This is a genomic window from Cupriavidus sp. WGlv3 (assembly GCF_023952475.1).
Taxonomy (GTDB): Bacteria; Pseudomonadota; Gammaproteobacteria; order Burkholderiales; family Burkholderiaceae; genus Cupriavidus; species Cupriavidus phytorum.
Genome location: NZ_JALHRX010000009.1, coordinates 167138 through 188493 on the forward strand (window position 1 = coordinate 167138; position 21356 = coordinate 188493).

General features: G+C 71.0%; 13 protein-coding genes. 10 read left to right on the forward strand and 3 right to left on the reverse strand.

The genetic code is table 11. The features are described from left to right. The first annotated feature begins 7 nt into the window (after window positions 1-7). The 7 genes from treS to treY all read left to right on the forward strand — a co-directional run bounded on the left by treS (window position 8) and on the right by treY (window position 17596). Window positions 8-3361: a maltose alpha-D-glucosyltransferase gene (gene treS, locus MKD38_RS16825; protein ID WP_252678413.1), complete on the forward strand. Its 3354-nt coding sequence runs from the start codon at window positions 8-10 to the stop codon at window positions 3359-3361. Next, window positions 3358-5628 (forward strand): 1,4-alpha-glucan branching protein GlgB, encoded by a 2271-nt coding sequence (glgB, locus tag MKD38_RS16830; protein WP_252678414.1) that lies wholly within the window; start codon window positions 3358-3360, stop codon window positions 5626-5628. Before treS ends, glgB begins: the two co-directional genes overlap by 4 nt. Then, a complete protein-coding gene (gene glgX / locus MKD38_RS16835) occupies window positions 5625-7820 on the forward strand; it encodes a glycogen debranching protein GlgX (protein ID WP_252678416.1) in 2196 nt (731 codons plus the stop codon). The genes glgB and glgX overlap by 4 nt, the downstream gene beginning before the upstream one ends. After that, window positions 7817-10072 (forward strand): 4-alpha-glucanotransferase, encoded by a 2256-nt coding sequence (gene malQ, locus MKD38_RS16840; protein WP_252678418.1) that lies wholly within the window; start codon window positions 7817-7819, stop codon window positions 10070-10072. The genes glgX and malQ overlap by 4 nt, the downstream gene beginning before the upstream one ends. A 121-nt stretch (window positions 10073-10193) precedes the next feature. Then, window positions 10194-12737, forward strand: a complete 2544-nt coding sequence (locus tag MKD38_RS16845) for a glycogen/starch/alpha-glucan phosphorylase (RefSeq protein ID WP_252678420.1) — start codon at window positions 10194-10196, stop codon at window positions 12735-12737. A gap of 189 nt (window positions 12738-12926) precedes the next feature. Beyond that, a complete protein-coding gene (locus tag MKD38_RS16850) occupies window positions 12927-14930 on the forward strand; it encodes a malto-oligosyltrehalose trehalohydrolase (RefSeq protein ID WP_252678422.1) in 2004 nt (667 codons plus the stop codon). Further along, complete coding sequence (treY, locus tag MKD38_RS16855; protein ID WP_252678513.1) at window positions 14927-17596, forward strand: malto-oligosyltrehalose synthase; 2670 nt, start codon at window positions 14927-14929, stop codon at window positions 17594-17596. Before MKD38_RS16850 ends, treY begins: the two co-directional genes overlap by 4 nt. Before the next feature lie 10 nt (window positions 17597-17606). Here treY and MKD38_RS16860 read toward each other — a convergent pair whose 3' ends face one another. Next, window positions 17607-18173, reverse strand: coding sequence for a malto-oligosyltrehalose synthase (locus MKD38_RS16860; protein WP_115700937.1), 567 nt, complete (start codon window positions 18171-18173; stop codon window positions 17607-17609). 468 nt (window positions 18174-18641) lie between these two features. Between MKD38_RS16860 and MKD38_RS16865 the strand changes: the two genes are divergently transcribed. Genes MKD38_RS16865 through MKD38_RS16875 form a run of 3 tightly spaced genes read left to right on the forward strand, consistent with a single transcriptional unit; the run spans window position 18642 to window position 19731 of the window. Continuing rightward, window positions 18642-19010 (forward strand): BON domain-containing protein, encoded by a 369-nt coding sequence (locus tag MKD38_RS16865; RefSeq protein WP_252678424.1) that lies wholly within the window; start codon window positions 18642-18644, stop codon window positions 19008-19010. A 49-nt stretch (window positions 19011-19059) separates the two neighbouring features. Further along, window positions 19060-19290, forward strand: a complete 231-nt coding sequence (locus MKD38_RS16870) for a hypothetical protein (protein ID WP_092315677.1) — start codon at window positions 19060-19062, stop codon at window positions 19288-19290. Between the two features lie 42 nt (window positions 19291-19332). Continuing rightward, on the forward strand, window positions 19333-19731 hold the full coding sequence (locus MKD38_RS16875; protein WP_252678426.1) for a hypothetical protein: 399 nt from the start codon (window positions 19333-19335) through the stop codon (window positions 19729-19731). 69 nt (window positions 19732-19800) lie between these two features. On the opposite strand, the gene MKD38_RS16880 is transcribed toward MKD38_RS16875, so the two are convergent. Both MKD38_RS16880 and MKD38_RS16885 read right to left on the reverse strand, forming a co-directional pair. After that, window positions 19801-20478, reverse strand: coding sequence for a BON domain-containing protein (locus tag MKD38_RS16880; RefSeq protein ID WP_252678428.1), 678 nt, complete (start codon window positions 20476-20478; stop codon window positions 19801-19803). Next, on the reverse strand, window positions 20465-21352 hold the full coding sequence (locus MKD38_RS16885) for an endonuclease/exonuclease/phosphatase family protein (protein WP_371925708.1): 888 nt from the start codon (window positions 21350-21352) through the stop codon (window positions 20465-20467). The genes MKD38_RS16880 and MKD38_RS16885 overlap by 14 nt, the downstream gene beginning before the upstream one ends. Window positions 21353-21356: the final 4 nt, after the last annotated feature.

The following is a 21356-nucleotide window of genomic DNA, read 5'->3' on the forward strand; positions in this document are numbered from 1 at the left end:
GACACGGATGAAACGCCTTACCGAAACCGCCAGCGCCGCCCTGCTCAACGCCGACCCGCTCTGGTACAAGGATGCGGTCATCTACCAGCTGCACATCAAGTCCTTCTTCGACGCCAATGGCGATGGCGTGGGCGACTTCGCCGGCCTGCTCGGCAAGCTCGACTACCTGGTCAACCTGGGCGTCGACACGGTATGGCTGCTGCCGTTCTATCCGTCGCCGCGCCGCGATGACGGCTACGACATCGCCGACTACCGCAACGTCCACCCCGACTACGGCACGCTGGCCGACGCGCGGCGCTTTATCGCCGCGGCGCACGCGCGCGGCCTGCGCGTGATCACCGAGCTGGTGATCAACCACACCTCGGACCAGCATCCGTGGTTCCAGCGCGCGCGCAAGGCCAAGCCCGGCTCCGCGGCGCGCCGCTATTACGTGTGGTCCGACCATGACCAGGCCTACGCCGACACGCGCATCATCTTCTGCGATACCGAAAAGTCCAACTGGAGCTGGGATCCGGTGGCGGGCGCGTATTTCTGGCACCGCTTTTACTCGCACCAGCCGGACCTGAACTTCGACAACCCGCAGGTGCTCAACGAAGTGCTGTCGGTGATGCGCTTCTGGCTCGACATGGGGGTCGACGGCCTGCGCCTGGACGCGGTGCCCTACCTGGTCGAGCGCGAAGGCACCAGCAACGAGAACCTGCCCGAGACCCACGCCGTCATCCGCAGCATCCGCTCGCACCTGGACCAGCACTTCCCCGGCCGCATGCTGCTGGCCGAGGCCAATATGTGGCCGGAGGACGCGCAGCAGTACTTCGGCCTGACCGGGCCCGACCCGGAAGGCGACGAATGCCACATGGCGTTCCATTTCCCGCTGATGCCGCGCATGTACATGGCGATCGCGCGCGAGGACCGCTTCCCGATCACCGACATCATGCGCCAGACGCCGGAGGTGCCGCCCAACTGCCAGTGGGCGATCTTCCTGCGCAACCATGACGAACTGACGCTGGAGATGGTGACCAGCAGCGAGCGCGACTACCTGTGGGAGGTCTACGCCACCGACCGGCGCGCGCGCATCAACCTGGGCATCCGCCGCCGCCTGGCGCCGCTGATGGAACGCGACCGGCGCCGCATCGAGCTGATGAACAGCCTGCTGTTCTCGATGCCGGGCACGCCGGTGATCTACTACGGCGACGAGATCGGCATGGGCGACAACATCCACCTCGGCGACCGCGACGGCGTGCGCACGCCGATGCAGTGGTCGCCCGACCGCAACGGCGGCTTCTCGCATGCCGATCCCGAGCGCCTGGTGCTGCCGCCGTTGCAGGGCCCGCTGTACGGCTACGAGGCGGTCAATGTCGAGGCCCAGGCGCGCGATCCGCATTCGCTGCTGAACTGGATGCGGCGCATGCTGGCGCTGCGGCGCAAGCACCGCGCCTTCGGCCGCGGCACGCTGCGCTTCCTGTTTCCCGGCAACCGCAAGATCCTGGCGTACCTGCGCGAGTTCGAAGGCGAGCACATCCTGTGCGTGGCCAACCTGTCGCGCGCGCCGCAGGCGGTGGAGCTCGACCTGTCCGCGTTCAACGGCCGCGTGCCGGTGGAGATGATGGGCGCGACGCCGTTCCCGGCGATCGGCACGCTGACCTACCTGCTGACGCTGCCGCCCTATGGCTTCTACTGGTTCGTGCTCAGCGACGAGGCGCAGCCGCCGTCGTGGCACGTGGAGGCGCCCGAACAAATGCCAGACCAGATCACCCTCGTGATGCAGAACACGGGCCGGCCCGAGCTGACCGAAGCCTCGCGCCGGCTGATGGCCAGCGAGGTGCTGCCGCACTACATCGGCCGGCGCCGCTGGTTCGGCGCCAAGCACGAGCGCATCGAGCGCGTCGCGCTGGCCTACCTGCTGCCGTTTGCGCGCGGCAGCGGCGGCGAGGACATCTACCTGGGCGAGGTCGAGGTGGGCCTGCCCGGGCGCACCGAGCGCTACCAGCTGCCGGTGGGCATCCTGTGGGACCGCGAAAGCGCCGACGGCGTCTCGCAGCTGGCGCACGGGCTGTCGATGGCGCGCGTGCGCCAGGGCAGCCGCGTCGGGCTGGCCACCGACGGCTTCGTGGTCGAACCGTTCGCGCGCGAGGTGGTGCGCGCCCTGCGCAACGACCTGCGGGTGCACGCCGGGCCCGACGTGATCCACTTCCGCGCCGAGCCCGGGCTGGCCGCGCTGGAACTGGAGCGCGACCCGATCGAGTACATGTCGGCCGAGCAGTCCAACAGCTCGCTGTCGTACAACAACACCGCCGTGCTCAAGCTGGTGCGCCGGCTCTCGGGCGGCATCCACCCCGAAGCCGAGATGACGCGCTACCTGACCGCGCAGCGCTATGCCCACGCCGCGGCGCTGCTGGGCGAGGTGGTGCGCACCGGGCCGGACGGCGTGCCGCATACCATGATGCTGCTGCAGGGCTATATCCTGAACCAGGGCAACGGCTGGGACTGGACCCTCGATTACCTGGGCCGCGCCATCGACGATGCGCTGCCGTCGCAGGACAGCGAGGACGAGTTCGCCGAGGCCATGAACGGCTACGCCGCGCTGGCCGGCACGCTCGGGCGACGGCTGGCCGAACTGCACGCGGTACTGGCGCGCCCCAGCGACGACGATGCCTTCGCGCCGCTGCCCGCCACCGACGACGATGCGCGCGCCTGGGCCGCGCAGGCGATGGAAGCGTTGCAGCGCGCCCTGAGCCGGCTGCAGGCACCGTCCGCCACCGAGACCGCCAGCCCGGCCTTCGAGGCCGATGTGCAAACCCTGATGGCCGCGGGCGATGCGCTGCCCGGGCTGGTCGAGCAGCTCGCCGCCGCGGCGCCTGGCAGCTTGCAGACCCGCATCCACGGCGACTTCCACCTGGGGCAGGTGCTGATCGCGCAGAACGACACCTACCTGGTGGACTTCGAAGGCGAGCCGGGCCTGCCGCTGGACTGGCGCCGGCGCAAGACCTCGCCGCTGCGCGACGTGGCAGGGCTGCTGCGCTCGCTCGACTATGCCGCGGCCACGGTCGGCACCGACCGCAGCGAACGCACCCACAGCGAACTGCCACCGCAGCTGGCGGAACGGCGCGCGGTGCTGCTGGAGCGCTTCCGCACCACCGCCAACGAGGCCTTCCTGAACTGCTACCGGCAGCACATGGAGGCCGCGCCCGTGCCCTGGGTGGCGCCCGACCAGCTGCAGCCCCTGCTCGACCTGTTCCTGCTGGAACGCGCGGCGTATGAAGTCGAATACGAAGCCGCCAACCGGGTCGCCTGGATCGACCTGCCGGCCAGCGGGCTGGCCCGCCTGCTGCGCAAGCTGGTGCCGACCGGAGAACCGGCATGAGCGCTCCCGCCAGCACCGCCGTCGGCACGCTGCCCGGCCATGAACTCGACGCCCTGCTGGGCGGCCGCCATCCCGATCCGTTCGGCGTGCTGGGGCCGCATCCGGATGGCGACGCCACCCTGGTGCGCGCCTGCCTGCCGGGGGCGGCGTCGGTGCAGCTGGCCGATGCCGGCGGCGCGCCGCTGGCGGAGATGGAGCGGCTGCATGGCGGCGGCGTGTTCGCTGCCCGCTTGCCGCGCGCGGCCGCAAACGGCGCCGCGGCCTACCGGCTGCGCGTGCAATGGTCCGACGGCACCGAGCAGTGCAGCGCCGACCCCTACGCCTTCGGCCTGCTGCTGGGCGAGCTGGACCTGCACCTGATCGCCGAAGGCCGGCACTTCGAGCTGGGCGCCTGCCTGGGCGCGCAATGCCAGCGCGTGGACGGCATCGACGGCGTGCGCTTCGCGGTGTGGGCGCCGAATGCGCGGCGGGTTTCGGTGATCGCCGACTTCAACGGCTGGCACCCGGCGCGGCATCCGATGCGGCTGCGCCATCCCAGCGGCATCTGGGAGTTGTTCGTCCCTGCCGCGCTGGGTGCGCAGCCCGGCAGCCGCTACAAGTACGACCTGCTCGATCCGCGCGGCACCGAGCTGCCCGACAAGGCCGACCCGCTGGCGCTGGCCGCCGAACCGCCGCCCGCCACCGCCTCGGTGGTGACCGGCCCCGGCCAGGGCGCGCCCCCGTTCACCTGGCACGACGACGACTGGATGGCCCGCCGCCAGCAGCGCGACCCGTACCGCACGCCGATGTCGGTCTACGAGGTCCACGTGCTGTCGTGGCTGCGCGCGGCCAACGATGCGCAGCACGGCTGGAACATCCTGGCCGACCGGCTGGTGCCCTACGTGCAGGAGCTGGGCTTCACCCATATCGAGCTGCTGCCCATCACCGAGCACCCGTTCGGCGGTTCGTGGGGCTACCAGCCGCTGTCGCTGTACGCGCCCACCGCGCGGCTGGGACCGCCGCAGGCCTTTGCCGCCTTCATCGACCGCTGCCACCAGGCCGGCATCGGCGTGATCCTGGACTGGGTGCCGGCGCATTTCCCCACCGATCCGCACGGGCTGGCGCAGTTCGACGGCACCGCGCTGTACGAGCACCAGGACCCGCGCGAAGGCTTCCACCAGGACTGGAACACGCTGATCTACAACCTGGGCCGCAACGAAGTGCGCGGCTTCCTGCTCGCCGGCGCGCTGCACTGGCTCGAGCACTTCCACGCCGACGGCCTGCGCGTCGATGCGGTCGCCTCCATGCTTTACCGCGACTACAGCCGCGAGCCCGGCCAGTGGGTGCCGAACCGTTTCGGCGGCCGCGAGAACCTCGAAGCCGTGGACTTCCTGCGCGAACTCAACGCGGTGGTCCATGAACGCTGCCCCGGCGCGCTGACCATCGCCGAAGAGTCCACCGCGTGGCCCGGCGTGACCGCCGGCGTGGCCAGCGGCGGGCTCGGCTTCGACTTCAAGTGGAACATGGGCTGGATGCATGACACCCTGAAGTATCTTGGCCACGAGCCGGTCCACCGCGCCTGGCACCACCAGAACATGACCTTCGGCCTGGTCTACGCCTGGTCCGAAGCCTTCGTGCTGCCGCTGTCGCACGACGAGGTGGTGCACGGCAAGGGCTCGATGATCGGCAAGGTGCCGGGCGACGAGTGGCAGCGCTTTGCCGGCCTGCGCGCCTATTACGGCTTCATGTGGACGCATCCCGGCAAGAAACTGCTGTTCATGGGCGGCGAGCTGGCGCAGTGGCAGGAATGGAACCACGACGCCGAACTCGACTGGCCGTTGCTGGACCAGCCCATGCACCGCGGCATGCACACGCTGGTGCGCGACCTGAACCGGCTCTACCGCGAACTGCCCGCGCTGCATGCGCTGGACCACAGCCCCGAAGGCTTCCAGTGGGTGGTCGGCGACGACAACCACAACAGCGTGTTCGCCTGGCTGCGCCGCGCGGGGGCGAACAGCCGCGAGGTAGTGCTGGCGGTGGTCAACATGACGCCGGTGCCGCGCCAGGGGTACCGTATCGGCGTGCCTTATGCCGGCACGTGGCGGGAAAGCCTGAATACCGATGCTGACGTGTACGGCGGCAGCAACGTCGGCAACGGCGGCGCCGTGACGGCCATCGACGTGCCTTCGCACGGGCAGCCGGCTTCGCTGGCGCTGACGCTGCCGCCGCTGGCCACGCTGGTGCTGCGCTTCGACCAGGTTGACGGCAGCGAAGGCGCCATGACATGACGCGCCAGTTCGCTGACCGGCTGCTGCCCGGCAAGCCGTTTCCGCTGGGCGCCCACTGGGATGGGCTTGGGGTCAATTTCGCGGTGTTCTCGGCGCACGCCTCGCGCATCGAGCTGTGCCTGTTCTCCGACAACGGCCGCAAGGAACTGGCCCGGCTTTCGCTGCCGGAATGCACCGACGAGATCTGGCATGGCTACCTGCCCAACGCGGCGCTGGGCACGCTGTATGGCTATCGTGCGCATGGCCCTTACGACCCCGGCCGCGGGCACCGCTTCAACCCGCACAAGCTGTTGCTGGACCCGTATGCGCGCCAGCTGAGCGGCCCGGTGCGCTGGTCCGACGCGCTGTTCGGCTACCGGCTGCAAAGCGCGCGCGCCGACCTCACGCCGGACCGCCGCGACAGCGCGCCGACCATGCCCAAGGCAGTGGTGGTGGACGAAAGCTTCCACTGGGGCGACGACCGGCCGCCGGCCGTGCCCTGGCCCGCCACGGTCATCTACGAGGCCCACCTGCGCGGCCTGTCGATGCTGCGCGACGACGTGCTGCCCAACCTGCGCGGAACCTTCGCCGCGCTGTGCGACCCGCGCTTTATCGACCACCTGGTGCAGCTGGGCGTGACCACCGTCGAACTGCTGCCGGTGCACGCCATCCTGCAGGACCGCTTCCTGCTGGAGCGCGGCCTGCGCAACTACTGGGGCTACAACACGATGTCCTTCTTCGCTCCCGAGCCGGCCTACCTCGGCACCGGGCAGCTGCAGGAATGCAAGGTGGCAATGCGGCGCCTGCATGCCGCCGGCATCGAAGTGATCCTCGACGTGGTCTACAACCACACCTGCGAAGGCAACGAACTGGGGCCGACGGTGTCCTGGCGCGGACTCGACAACGCCAGCTACTACCGGCTGATGCCCGGCGACGAGCGCCACTACATCAACGACACCGGCTGCGGCAACACGCTCAACCTGTCGCACCCGCGCGTGCTGCAGATGGTGCTGGACTCGCTGCGCTACTGGGTGCATTGCTACCACGTCGATGGCTTCCGCTTCGACCTGGGCAGCACGCTCGGACGCGAAGGCAACGGCTTCGACGCGGGCTCGGGCTTCTTCGATGCGCTGATGCAGGATCCGGTGCTGAGCCGTGTCAAGCTGATCTCCGAGCCCTGGGACCTGGGCCCCGGCGGCTACCAGCTGGGCAACCATCCGCCCGGCTTTGCCGAGTGGAACGACAAGTTCCGCGACGTCAGCCGCCGCTTCTGGCGCGGCGACGCCGGGCACCGCGGCGAGATGGCGGCGCGGCTGGCGGCCTCGGCCGACCTGTTCGACCGCCGCCGCCGGCGCCCGTGGGCCAGCATCAACTTCATTACCGCGCACGATGGCTTCACCCTGGCCGACCTGGTCAGCTACAGCGCCAAGCACAACGAGGCCAACGGCGAAGACAACCGCGACGGCACCGACGACAACGCCAGCGCCAACTGGAGCCCGGACGGCAGCGTCGAAGGCCCCACCGACGACCCCGACATCCTGCTGCGCCGCAACCGCGTGGCGCAGGCGCTGATGGCCACGCTGCTGCTGGCGCAAGGCACGCCGATGCTGACCGCCGGCGACGAATGGGGCCGCAGCCAGGCCGGCAACAACAACGCCTACTGCCAGGACAACGAGCTGTCGTGGCTGGACTGGAAGCAGGCCCAGGCGCCCGGCGCGCAGCCGATGCAGCAGATGGTGCGCCGGCTGCTGGCGCTGCGGCGCAGGCTCCATGCGCTGAGCGGCGACCGCTTTGCCCACGGGCGCGAAGAACCGGCGCCGGGCATCGCCGACATCGCCTGGTTCGACACCGACGGCAAGCCCCCCACGCCCGAGGAATGGGCCGATCCGGAAATCCGCACGCTGGCGCTGCGGCGCGCAGCCGCCCCGCCGCAGCCGGAGCGCCCGATGCTGGGTACGCTGGCGCAGGCGGCGCCCGGCGATGCGCGCGCGGTGCAGGTGACCCTGCTGCTGCTCAACGCCGGCGACAGCGATGCCACCTTCCAGTTGCCCGAGCCCGCGCTGCCATGGTCCCTGCTGTTCGACAGCAGTCGGCCCGACGCCAGCGATGCCGAGCTGGCTGGCGCACAGGTGCACGAGTCCCAGGCGGTCGCCGCCCACTCGCTGGTGCTGCTGGCCGCGCGGGCCCCCACGCCGCGGGAGGACCACGCATGAGCCGCGCTGGCGCGCCCTCGCCGCTGCAGGCGCTCGCGCTGCGCGCCGGCCTGCTGCCGCACTGGACCGATGCCTGGGACCAGCCGCGCGCGGTCGGCGACGCGGCCTTGCGGCGCGTGCTGGAAGGACTGGGCCTGCCCTGCGGCAGCCCCGGCCAGTGCGCCGCCTCGCACGCGTGGCTGGCCGCCGACGACGCGGCGCATGCGCTGCCGCCGCTGGTGACGGCCGAGCGCGGCCAGCCGGTCGCGGTGCCGTGGCCGCATACCCTGCCGCAGCGCGCCTACCGGGTGACGCTGGAAGACGGCGCGATCATTGCCGGCACCGCGGTGCGCGGCGCGGGTGCCGACGCCGCGCTGATGCACTTGCCCGCCATCGATGTCTGCGGCTACCACCGGCTGGACCTGGGTGATGGCCATGCCACGCTGGCGGTGGCGCCGCGGCGCTGCTACGGCGTCGCCGACGCGCTGCGGCATGCCGGCCGCGGCAAGGGCGACGGCGAAGGCGCGCGCACGTCGCCGTGGGGCCTGGCGGTGCAGCTCTACAGCCTGCGGCGCGGCGCGGCCTGCGGCATGGGCGACCTGACCGCGCTGGCCGAAGGCTGCGCCAGCGCCGCCCGCGCTGGCGCGGACGCCATCGCCATCAACCCACTGCATGCGCCCTTCGCCGCGCTGCCCGAGCGCTACAGCCCGTATGCGCCGTCCAGCCGGCTGTTCCTGAACCCGCTCTATGCCGACCCTGCCACGGTGTTCGGCCAGGCCGCGGTGGATGCCGCCATCGCCGGCCTGGACGCGGGCGCCACGCTGCAGGCGCTCGACGCCCGCAGCGAGATCGACTGGATCGCGCTGGCGCCGCTGCGCTACGCCATCCTGCGCTGGCTGTGGCAGCGGCGCGAGTCCCTGCTGCCGCGCGCGGCGCTGGACGACTATGCCGCCTTCCGCGCGCGCGGCGGCACCGCGCTGCATGCGCATGCCTGCTATGAGGCGATCCAGGCGCGCCGGCTCGGCGACAGTGCCAACGGCAACGTCAACAACCAACGGGCCGCGCCGGACTGGCGCTGCTGGCCGGTCACGCTGCGCTCGCCGGCGGATGCCGCGGTGACCGCCTTCGCGCAGGCTCATGCCGACGACGTGGGCTTCCACGCCTTCGTGCAATGGCTGGCCGATGATGGCCTGGCACGGGCGCAGCGGGCGGCGCGGGACGCCGGCATGGCCATCGGCATCATCCGCGACCTTGCAGTGGGCGCCGACCCGGGCGGCAGCCAGGCCTGGACGCGGCAGCCCGAAACCCTGGCCGGCTTCCATGCCGGCGCGCCGCCGGACCTGTACAACCCGCTCGGGCAGGACTGGGGCGTGGCGGTGTTCTCGCCGCGCGGGCTGCGCCGGCACGGCTACGCGGCGTTCCTGGAGATGCTGCGCGCCAACCTGTCGCACGCGGGCGGACTGCGCATCGACCACGTGCTGGGCCTGGCGCGCATGTGGCTGGTGCCGGCCGGCGCGCCCGCCAGCGACGGCGCTTACCTGCGCTATCCGCTGCAGGACTTGCTGCGGCTGGTGGCGCTGGAGTCGTGGCGGCATCGCGCCATCATCATCGGCGAGAACCTCGGCACGGTGCCGCCGGAACTGAATGCGGCACTGTCGGCGCGCGGCGTGCTGGGCATCGACGTGCTGTGGTTCCAGCGCGAAGCGCAGGCGCAGGACGACGCACGGGATGAGGCAACGGAAGAGACCGCCGACCTGGCCGGCCAGGAGGCAGGCACAGCCGCCTTCCTGCCGCCGCAAGACTGGCCCGCGGATGCCGTCGCCACCACTACCACACATGACCTGCCCACCGTCGCCGGCTGGTGGGCCGGCCAGGACCTGGCGTGGCGCGACCGGCTGCAACTGCTGGCGCCGGGCGAAACCCTGGCGCACGCGCAGGCCGGCCGCGCGCGCGAGCGCGTAGCGCTCTGGCAGGCCTTGTGCGAGGCCGGGCTATGCAGCGGCGCCGTGCCCGCGCCCGACCACGCCCCGCTGGACGCGGTGCTGGCCTGGCTGGGCACGGCGCGCACCGCATTGCGGCTGCTGCCCGTGGAAGACTTGCTCGGCCTGCCCGAGCAGCCCAACCTGCCGGGCACCACCAGCGGCCATCCCAACTGGCAGCGCCGGCTCGATACCGAGGTGCGTGCGTGGTTCGGCACCCCGGCGCTGCGCGCGCGCGCCGACGCATGGCAAGGCATCCGTCCCGGCGCACGCCATCCGCCGGCGCAGCGATGAGGGCTACAAGTCCCACCGCCACCGCCAATGTGCCGTGTCCGGAACCGCCATTCGCATCGATCGTGCAACCGCCTTTCGATCCGCTAAGCTTGACCCACCCCCCACGCGCAGGAGCCCCGCCATGAACGAAGCCGTCCGGCCCGAGCATGCCGATGACACCCGCACCGCCCTGTCCGGCGCCAGCCTGCGCCAGGCCTTTCTGGACCACCTGTTCCACACCCAGGGCAAGCTGCCCGGTCACGCCAGCCAGAACGACCTTTACCAGGCCGCCGCGCATACCGTGCGCGACCGCCTGGTGCAGCGCTGGATCAGCACCGCCGAAGCCTACCTGGGCCAGCCCTCGCGCACGGTGGCCTACCTGTCCGCCGAATTCCTGATGGGTCCGCACCTGGGCAACAACCTGATCAACCTGGGCATCTTCGAAGAGGTCTGCGAGGCCATGGAGGCGGCCGGACTCGACCTCGCCCGCATTCTCGACCAGGAAGTCGAGCCGGGCCTCGGCAACGGCGGCCTGGGCCGGCTGGCGGCGTGCTTCATGGATTCGCTGGCGACGCTGGAGATTCCCGCGCTGGGCTATGGCATCCGCTACGAGTACGGCATCTTCCAGCAGACCATCATGGACGGCATGCAGGTGGAGAAGACCGATACCTGGCTGCGCAACGGCAACCCGTGGGAAATCCAGCGCTCCGAATGGGCGGTGCAGGTGCGCCTGGGCGGGCACACCGAGCACTACACCGACGACCGCGGCCACTACCGCGTGCGCTGGGTGCCGGCCAAGACCGTGGTCGGCGTGCCGTTCGATTCGCCGATCCTGGGCTACCGCGTCAACACCGTGAACACGCTGCGGCTGTGGCGTGCCGACGCGACCGAGGCGTTCGACTTCCATACCTTCAACCGCGGCGACTACCTTGGCGCCGTCAGCAAGAAGGTGACCTCCGAGAACCTGACCAAGGTGCTCTACCCCAACGACGAAACCTCGCAGGGCAAGGAACTGCGGCTCGAGCAGCAGTATTTCTTCGTCGCCTGCTCGCTGCAGGACATGCTGCGGCTGCTTGCGGTCGACGGCATTCCGGTGACGCGCTTCCACGAGAAGTTCGCGGTGCAGCTCAATGACACCCACCCCGCCGTGGGCATTGCCGAACTGATGCGGCTGCTGGTCGACGAGCACGACCTGCCCTGGAACGAGGCCTGGCACATCACCGAGAACGCCTTCGCCTATACCAACCACACGCTGCTGCCCGAGGCGCTGGAGCAGTGGCCGCTGCCGCTGTTCGGGCGGGTGCTGCCGCGCCATCTCGAGATCATCCTGGAGATCAACGCGCGCTTCCTGGACGAGGTGCGGATCCGCTTCTACGGCGACGAATCGCGGCTGGCGCGGCTGTCGCTGATCGACGAGCATGGCCAGCGCCATGTGCGCATGGCCAACCTGGCGTGCGTGGGCAGCCATGCCGTCAATGGCGTGGCCGAGCTGCACTCGCGCCTGATGCGCGAGGATGTGCTGAAGGACTTCTACGAGATGTGGCCCGAGAAGTTCACCAGCATCACCAACGGCGTGACGCCGCGGCGCTGGCTGGCGCTGTCCAACCCGCGGCTGACGCGGCTGGTATCCGATGCGATCGGCGATGGCTGGATCTCTGACCTCGAGCAGCTGCGCGCGCTGGAGCCGCATGCCGAAGACGCCGGCTTCCGCGATGCCTGGCAGGCCGCGCGGCTGGCCAACAAGACCGACCTGGCGCAACTGGTGCGCGACACCACCGGCGTGGTGATCGACCCGTCGTCGATGTTCGACGTGATGGTCAAGCGCATCCACGAATACAAGCGCCAGCACCTTGCGGTGCTGCATGTGATCGCGCTGTACCACCGCATCAAGTCCGACCCCGGCGCGCAGATCCAGCCGCGCACCTTCCTGTTCGGCGGCAAGGCCGCGCCCGGCTATGCCTATGCCAAGCTGATGATCCGCTTCATCACCTCGGTGGCCGACGTGGTCAACCGCGACCCGCAGGTGCGCGACCGGCTCAAGGTGGTGTTCCTGCCCAACTTCAACGTCACCTACGGCCAGCGCATCTACCCGGCGGCGGACCTGGCCGAGCAGATCTCGCTGGCCGGCAAGGAAGCCTCCGGCACCGGCAACATGAAATTCGCGATGAACGGCGCGCTGAATATCGGCACCATGGACGGCGCCAATATCGAACTGCGCGAAGCGGTTGGCCATGACAACTTCTTCCCGTTCGGCCTGACTGCGCCCGAGGTCTATGCGCTGCGCGACAGCGGCTACGACCCGGCGGCGTATTACCACAGCAACCCGCAGCTGCGCGCGGTGATCGACCTGGTGCAGCAGGGCTTCTTCTCGCGCGGCGAGCCCGGCCTGTTCCGCCCGTTGTTCGAGCCCCAGCATGGGCACGATCCCTACCTGCTGATGGCGGACTTCGCCGCCTATATCGATTGCCAGCAGCAGGTGTCGGCCGCGTATGCCGACCAGGCGCGCTGGCAGCGCATGTCGGTGCTGTCGTGCGCGCGCTCGGGGCGCTTTTCGTCGGACCGGGCCATCCGCGAATACTGCGAGCGCGTCTGGCATGTCGCGCCGGTGCCGGTGCGGCTGCTGCACCGCGCCAGCGGCGCACCCTGGCAGGTGGAGGCCGGCGCGAGCGGGCCGCGCGCAGCCTGAGGCGGGGACCCCTTGGCGCGCTGGTGGCATGGGCGCAAGGCGTAGCGTAGTTTCTACAATGCCACAGGTAACAAAGCCCGCGCCGCGCTGCGCTGCGAGCTTGCCGGTGGCGCCGCGAATGCGCCGTTCTGCTGGCATGGAGTTCGCATTGCGCAAGGATCCTATTCCCCCAGAAGGCAGGAGCCGAATTTGAACGCCGACCCCTTTCTCCTCGCCCCCGGCACCCGCTCCGCGGTGCCGCCGCTGGCGCCGTTCGACTGCTTTGCCGCGCCTTCGGCATCCGCCTTCCGCTCCCACGACGAACCCTCCCAGGACTACCTGTTCGGTCCGGCCTGGCTGCCGGACGGACAGGTACGCTTCCGGCTGTGGGCGCCCGACGCCGCCGAACAGGGCCAGGCGGTGCGCGTGGAGATCGCCGGGCTGGGGCCGGTGCCGATGGCATGCGGCGCCAACGGCTGGTTCGAGGCAGTCGTGCCGGGCTGCGCGGGCGCGCGCTACTGGTTCCGGCTCGACGACGGCACCACCGTGCCGGACCCGGCCTCGCGCTGGCAGGCCGACGATGTCCACGGCCCCAGCATCGTGCCGGCACGGGACCCCGCCAGCGCGTTTGCGTGGACCTGCCCGGACTGGCGCGGCCGCCCCTGGCACGAAGCCATCGTCTATGAAATGCACGTCGGCCTGTGCGGCGGCTACGCGGGCGCCGCGCAGCAACTGCCGCGGCTCGCGGCGCTGGGCTTCACCGCGGTCGAGCTGATGCCGGTCGCCGAGTTTCCCGGCACGCGCAACTGGGGCTATGACGGCGTGCTGCCGTTTGCGCCGGAGTCCGGCTACGGCACGCCCGACGAACTGCGCGCACTGGTCGACCGCGCCCACCAGCTCGGCATGATGGTGCTGCTCGACGTGGTCTACAACCATTTCGGCCCGGAAGGCAACTACCTGCACCGCTATGCCAGCGCCTTTTTCCGCACGGACCGCCAGACCCCATGGGGGCCGGCCATCGATTTCCGCCGGCCGCAGGTGCGGCGCTTCTTTACCGAGAACGCGCGCTACTGGCTCGAGCAGTTCCGCTTCGACGGCCTGCGCCTGGACGCCGTGCATGCGATCGAGGACGAAGGCTGGCTGGCGGCGCTGCCGGGCGAACTGCGCACCGCGCTGGCCGACGGCGATGACCCGCGTCGCCATCTGCACCTGGTGCTGGAGAACGACAACAACGATGCCGCGCTGCTGGCGGCAGGCTACGATGCGCAGTGGAACGACGACGCGCACCACGCGCTGCACGTGCTGCTGACCGGCGAGGACGATGGCTACTACCGCGACTACAGCGCGGCGCCGGATACCAGCGATGGCGGTAATGGCGACAGCGCTGCCGCCGGGCGCGGCGCGCCTGCGCTGCGCCACCTCGCGCGCGTGCTGGGCGAAGGCTTTGCCTACCAGGGCGAACGCTCGGCGTTCCGCTCGGCCGCGCTGCCCGCGGTGGCGGAGGGCGTGCGGCGCGGCCAGCCCAGCGCGCACCTGCCGCCCACGGCCTTTGTCTGCTTCCTGCAGAACCACGACCAGACCGGCAACCGCGCGCTCGGCGAACGGCTGGCGCAACTGGCCGGGCGCGACGCGCTGCGCGCCGCCATCGCCTTGCAGTTGCTGTGCCCGCAGGTGCCGCTGGTGTTCATGGGCGAGGAAACCGGCAGCGCGCGGCCGTTCCTGTATTTCACCAGCCATCCGCCCGAACTGGCGCGCGCGGTGCGTGACGGGCGCCGGCGCGAGTTCGCCGCGACCGCCGCGTTCCGCGACGACGCCCGCGCGGCGGCCATCCCCGATCCCAACGACCCGGCCACGTTCGAAGCCTCGCGCCCGCAACTGGACGATGACGGCGACTGGACGCCGTACTACCGCGAACTGCTGGCCGTGCGGCGGCGCGAACTGCTGCACCGGCTGGCCGGCTGCCAGAGCGCCGGCGTCGACGTGCTGGGGCCGGCGGCGCTGTGCGCGCGCTGGCGGCTGATGGACGGCGTGGAGCTGAGCCTGTGGCTCAACCTGGGCGACGAAGCCGTGCCCTGCACGCGGCCATGCCACGACCGCAGCACCGCGCTGCATGAAAGCAGCGCCGGCGCGGCCGCGGCCCTGTCGGCCGGCCTGCTGCCGCAGCGCTCGTGCGTGGCTACCGTGTGCGAGCCCGCCGCGGCCCGCGCGCGATGATGCCTGACGGCGCGCCGCAAGCGCTGCCGCGCGCAACCGCCCGGCTGCAGCTGCACCCCGGCTTCACCTTTGCCGATGCCGCCGCCGTGGTCGGCTACTACGCCGCGCTGGGCGTCAGCCACCTCTACCTTTCGCCCATCTGCGGCGCGCGGCCCGGCTCCACCCATGGCTATGACGTCACCGATTTCACCGCTGTGCGCGACGAGCTGGGCGGCGAGCCCGGCCTGAAAGCGCTGGCCGCACGCGCCCGCGACGCCGGCCTCGGCCTGGTCGTCGACATCGTGCCCAACCATATGGCCGCCGATCCCACCCACAACGGCTGGTGGCGCGACGTGCTGGCGCATGGCCGCGGCAGCCCTTACGCGGCCACCTTCGACATCGACTGGACCCCGCGCGACCCCGCGCTGCACGGCAAGGTGCTGCTGCCGATGCTGGGGCAGTCGTACTGGGACACCGTGGTGGCCGGCGAACTGCGCTGGGTCCCGGCCAGCGACGATGCCCCCGCCCATCTGCGCTATTTCGACCACACGCTGCCGCTGGCACCGGGCAGCGTCGACACCGAAGCCGAGCGCGACGGCGCGGCCTGGTACGACGCCACGCATGCCGAGGGCCGCGGCCGGCTCCATGCCTTGCTGGAACGCCAGCACTACCGGCTGGCCTGGTGGCGCACCGCGGCCGCCGCGCAGAACTGGCGCCGCTTCTTCGAGATCAGCGACCTGGTGGGCGTGCGCGAGGAGGACGAGCGGGTGTTCGACGCGGTTCATGCGCTGGTCCTGCGCCTGCTGCGCGAAGGCTGGATCGACGGCGTGCGCGTGGACCACGTCGACGGCCTGGCCGATCCCGCCGGCTACTGCCGCCGGCTGCGCGCCGAACTGGACCGCCATGCCGCCGCCCGCCCGCCCACGCTGCGGCTGGAGCGTCCGTGGCTGGTGGTCGAGAAGATCCTGGGCCCGCGCGAGCGCCTGGCGCCGGACTGGCAGGTGCATGGCACCACCGGCTATGACTTCATGGACGAGGTCGCCGCGGTGCTGCATGACGGCGACGGCGAGGCGGCGCTGGACACGCTGTGGGCCGCGGTCAGCGGCGATGCGCGCGACTTTCCCGGGCAGGTCGAGGCCGCGCGGCGCCAGGTGCTGGAGCGGCACCTGGTGACGGAATTCGAAGGCGCCGCCGCCTGCCTGCGCGACTGCGCCGAGCAGGAGCCCGGCACGCGCGACCTGACCCGGGCCGCGCTGCGGCACGCGCTGGCCGCGCTGATGGCCGCAGTGCCGGTGTATCGCAGCTACTTCGACGCGCGTCCGGCCGAACGCGATACGGCCGCGGCGCATGCCGATGATGCCATGCTCGAACAAGCCATGCGGGCCGCGCGCGCCGGCCTGGCGCCCGACGAAGCGGTGGCGCTGGCCTTTATCGGCGGCTGCCTGCGCACCGCCGCGCCGGCCGACAGCGAGACCGGCGCGCTGCGCCGCCGGCTGCAGCAGTTGATGCCCGCGCTGGCGGCGAAGGCCGGCGAGGACACCGCGTTCTACCGCTACGGCCGGCTGCTGTCGCGCAACGAAGTCGGCAGCGATCCGGCCCGGCTGGCGATGCCGCCCGCGCAGTTCCACGCACGCATGGCGGCGCGGCGGCTGGCCTGTCCCTATGCCATGCTCGCCACGGCGACCCACGACCACAAGCGTGGCGAAGACGCGCGCATGCGTCTGGCGGTGCTGAGCGAGGTGCCATGCGCGTGGGCCGATGCCGTGGCCGCGTGGGAGGCTGCCTCGGCATCGCTGCTGGCGACCTTGCCGCAAGCGCCCGACCCCGGCGACCGGCTGATGCTGTACCAGACCCTGGTCGGCGCCTGGCCGATGGAGGACCTGAGCCTTGCCGACGATGGCGGGGCCGCGCAGCCCTTGCTGGAGCGCGTGGGCGCGTGGCAGCGCAAGGCCATCCGCGAAGCCAAGCGCCATGGCAACTGGACCTGCCCCGACACCGACTACGAAGCTGCATGCGAGGCCTTCCTGCGCGGCCTCTCCGCACACGCGCCAGCGGGCGGAGCCGGCAGTGTGCTGGCGCAGATCGGCCAGTTCGCGCAGCGCATTGCCGCGGCCGGGGCCCTGAACAGCCTGGCGCAGGTGCTGGTGCAACTGACCGCGCCCGGCATCCCCGACCGCTACCAGGGCTGCGAAGGCTGGGACCTGAGCCTGGTCGATCCCGACAACCGGCGCCCGCCCGACTACGCGCGGCTGCAGGCACGGCTGAGTTGCAGCGCGGGCTGGGCCCACTGGCTGGCGCACTGGCGCGACGGCCGCATCAAGCAGCAGCTGGTGCGCCAGGTGCTGGCGGTGCGCCGCGCGCATGCGGCGCTGTTCGCCGACGGCCAATACAGCATGCTGGCCGCGCAGGGCGCGCTGGTGCCGCAGGTGCTGGCGTTCGCGCGCAGCGCCGACGGGCGCCAGGCCATCACCGTGGTGACCCGGCTTGCCGCCGCGCGCGTCGATCCCGCCCTGCCGCGCATTCCGCAAGCGGCCTGGGGTGATACCACGCTCAACGTCGGTGCGCCGCAACCGAGCCGCTGGACCGATGCCCTGACCGGCCATGTCATCGACGCGCCCATGGGCCGCCTGCGGCTGCGCGAAGTGCTGGGCGGCCTGCCGGTCGCGCTGCTGCTGCGCGAGCCCTGATGCGTCGGGCTCAGGAGTGCGGCGGCGCCGTCGACTGCAATACGACCGGCGCGAACGGCCCGCGCGAGGCCTGGGTCGGCGAGGCGCTGCGTTCCTGCGGCAGGTAGGGCCGGATCACCACGGCCACGTAGTCGTCTTCCTTGGGCGTTACCACGATGTACGCGAGCCCCGACATCACCAGGCCGACCTCGCCGAGTTCGGTGGCAATGCGCGCCACGATAAAGCGCTGCAGCAGCATCGGGTTGACGCTGTCGTCGATGGCAAGCGCGGCGGTGCAGATGGTCAGGAAGCAGCGTTCGACCTCGCGGCACACCACCACCACTTCATCGATGGCATAGCCGGCGCGGCTGGCGCGTACCAGCACCGACACCCCCGAACTGGGCGCGGCGCGGTGCCATCCGGGCTTGACCTTGAAGCTGGGCAGGGCCAATCCGGAACCGGTGTCCTGCGCGACGGTGTTGAAACGCTGGGCGAAGTCCGAAGGTGTGATCGCAAGCAGCTGGCGCTCGACCGGTGCCGACGACACCGATACCGACGAGGCCAGGACCACGGTGGACAGAATGCTGGCTAGGTTCATAGCTTCCTCGCAACGGCTATACGCTCCCCCGCGCTGTCGGGCCCCGCAGCACACGGCCGCAAGCTGCGCCGCGGCGGGAAGGCCGGCGTTGCGGGTGCTCGCCGGCACCTGCCGCACGCCAGTTGTTGCCAGCATTTCCTTCACTATAGACAGGACCGCACGCCAGCACAGGACGGAACGCAAGCGGCACGCCAGGCGCCGCGCCGCAGCCCGCGCGCGGCGCCACCAGCCACTGCGGCGCGCCAGCCACGCGCGCCATGCAGTTTCTGCAGCGCCTGTAAAAACTACGGCGCATGCGGCACCGCGCCGCGCCGGCGGCGCCGCCGCATGCCGCACAGTCCGCGCCGTGGCGCAGCGTGGGCCGGCTGGTGGCAGTGGCTGCGCCCGTGGCCATGCGGGAACGGAGCTTGCAGGCAAATTGCAGGTGCGGGCTGACCGCAGGCCCGCCAGCATATACAGGAGGGCCTTATGACCGCACGCTACCGCTTCATCGCCGCGCTGGCGTTGCCGCTGGCCGTGCTGGCCATGACGGCCTCCGCGCCGGGCATGGCGGCACCGACCGATGCGCCCGCGGCGCCGTCTTCCACCGGCCGTACCGCGGCGCCACGCGACACCGCTGCCGCCAGCGACCGCGCCATCACTGCCGAGGTGCAGGCGCGCCTGGCCAATGCGCGCACGCTCGATCCGGGCAGGATCCGGGTGTCGACCACCGACGGCGTGGTAAAGCTCGAAGGCACCGTGCGCGACGACAAACAGCGTACGATGGCCATGGAGCTGGCGCGTTCCGTGCGCGGCGTCAGCGCGGTTTCGGATGAACTGCGCGCCGGCACCGATTGACGACCTGTCGCCTGACCGGCAGCGCCATGCCAACCTTGATGGAGACGTGATGAGCACCCATCGCCAGCCAGACCACGACACCACCCGCCGCCGCAGCGAGCCCCGCGACCCGCACAAGGGCGGCCCGGACACCGAGCACGAGCGCGGCAAGCCGGGACGCGACCGGCGCCACGATGTCGAGCGCGAGCACGACATCCCCGACGAAAACGGCGAGCCGCCCTCGGTCAAGCGCCCCGGCGGCAAGCCGGAAGAAAGCGAGCCGCCGGTCGAGAACTACTGAACCCCGGCGACCTGCCTCGCACCCACCCCAACAGGAGGCATGATGAGCAAGACCGTACGTACCGGCCCCACCCGGCATGCCGGCACCCGCACCGATCGCGTGGGCGGCCCGTCAGCGGGCCGGCGCGAAGGTGCGCAAGCGGCCTCCGGCCGCGGCCGTTCGCGCCAGAATACGGCCACCGGCGCGGCACGCGCCGAGGCCGGCAACATCCCCAGCACGCTGGACCCCGACCTCGACCAGGAAACCAACGATATCGAGAACGAGCTCGAGCAGCGCGACGAAGACGCGCACAGCCCCGAGGAAGAGGAAACCCCCGAGGAAGAGATCGCCGATGAAGTGGTGCGCGCGGCCGAGGCACTGCCCAGCGACGTGCCGGTCGACAAGGCCGACCGCACCGACGAGCGCGAAGAGAATCCGCCGCGCCCGCCGCGGGTGGATTAACCCGACGCCATAGCGCGGCTTTGCAAAACCCCAAGCCGGGCGGCTCCCGAAGTTACGGAGCCGCCTTGTTCATTCGGACGCCAGGATGCCGTAGGGGCGCACCCGGATGTGGTTGATCACGTCCTGCACGCCGAACACGCGTTCGGTAACCTCTTCGATGTCGTACTTGCTGCGGCGATCGCCCACGTGGCCCTCCAGCGTCACCAGGCCGTCCTGCACCCGCACCGTGACTTCGCTGACATCGAGCTCCTGCGCATGCGCGAGCCGGTCGCAGACTTCATCGTGGATGCGGTCGTCGCCGCGGCGGTAGTTCTTCGGGCCGCCGCGGCGGTAGCCCCGGTACGCCGGCGCGTCCCAGTCGTCCGCGCCGTAGCCGCCCGCGCTGCCCGCGCTACCGTATGGCGCGCCCGCAGGCCCGCCATACCAGTCGCGCCGGCCCTCCCAGCGCTCTTCGCCATAGGGCACGCGGCGCCGCGACCATTCGTCTTCATAGCGGGCCTCGTCCCAGGGTTCGGTGGCCGGCCCCCGGCGCCATGCCTCCCTGCCGTACCAGCCTTCTTCCTCGGCCTCGTACAGGCGGGTGTCGTCGCGCGGCAAGCGCTCGGCGGTATTGCCATAGCGCCCCGCGGTCAGGTTGCGCTGCCTGCGGTTGCGCGCCTGCGCGGAAATGCCGCTGTAGCCCTGGTCGTTGCTGCCGTACTGGTGATCGGGGCGCCTGCGCAAGTATTCATCGTCACGGTGTTTCATTGAAATCCTCCTTCGCGTGCGCAGTGGTACGCCGCTCATTCCACCCGCCTTCTGGCACCTCGAAACAGGCCACCAGCGGCAGGTGGTCCGAGGCCACGCGTGCCAGCGGCGAGCGGTGGCTTGCTACCGACACCAGGTGCGCGCGCGGCGACACCCAGATGCGGTCCAGCGCGAACATTGGCAGCCGCGATGGAAAGGTGGCCGTGTGCGGGGTGTGTTCGAAATAGGCGTGCAGCCAGCGCAGCGGACGGCCCCACAAGAACCACTCGTTGACGTCGCCAAGCAGGATCGTCGGCAATGGCGGCGCGGCGGCGACGTAGTTCAGCAACTGCTGCACCTGGTGGCGGCGCTCGCCCGGGCGCAAGCCCAGATGCGTGGCGATCACGCGCAGCGGATTGGCGCAGCCGGAGGCGGTGCAGGCAACGGTCGCGTCGATGGCGCCGCGCGGCTCGCAGCCCTTGACGGTCAGGTCGATCTGGTTCACGGCCTCGGGGGCGAAGCGCGTCAGCAGCGCATTGCCGTAGTCGGCGCTGCCGCGCACCCGCGTAAAGCCCGACACCACATGCATGCCGGTATGTCCGGCCAAATATTCCAGGGTATGGTCGTTGCTGCTGCCCGATTCCACTTCCTGCAGCGCAACGATATCGGCGTCGAGTTCCGCCAGCACGGCGGCAATGCGGTCGGGGCGATAGCGGCGATCGGTGCCCACGGCGCGATGGATGTTGTAGCTGGCCACCGTCATCTGGGCCAGCCCCGCCGCGCGCGTTGGCGGGCAATGCAAGGCCGCCGGTGCCCCGGCCACGGCCGGGGTATCGCCGGGCTCACGCGCGTGGGCAGGATTTACAAGGGACGGTAAGTCCGGTTGCATTCGCATGGCC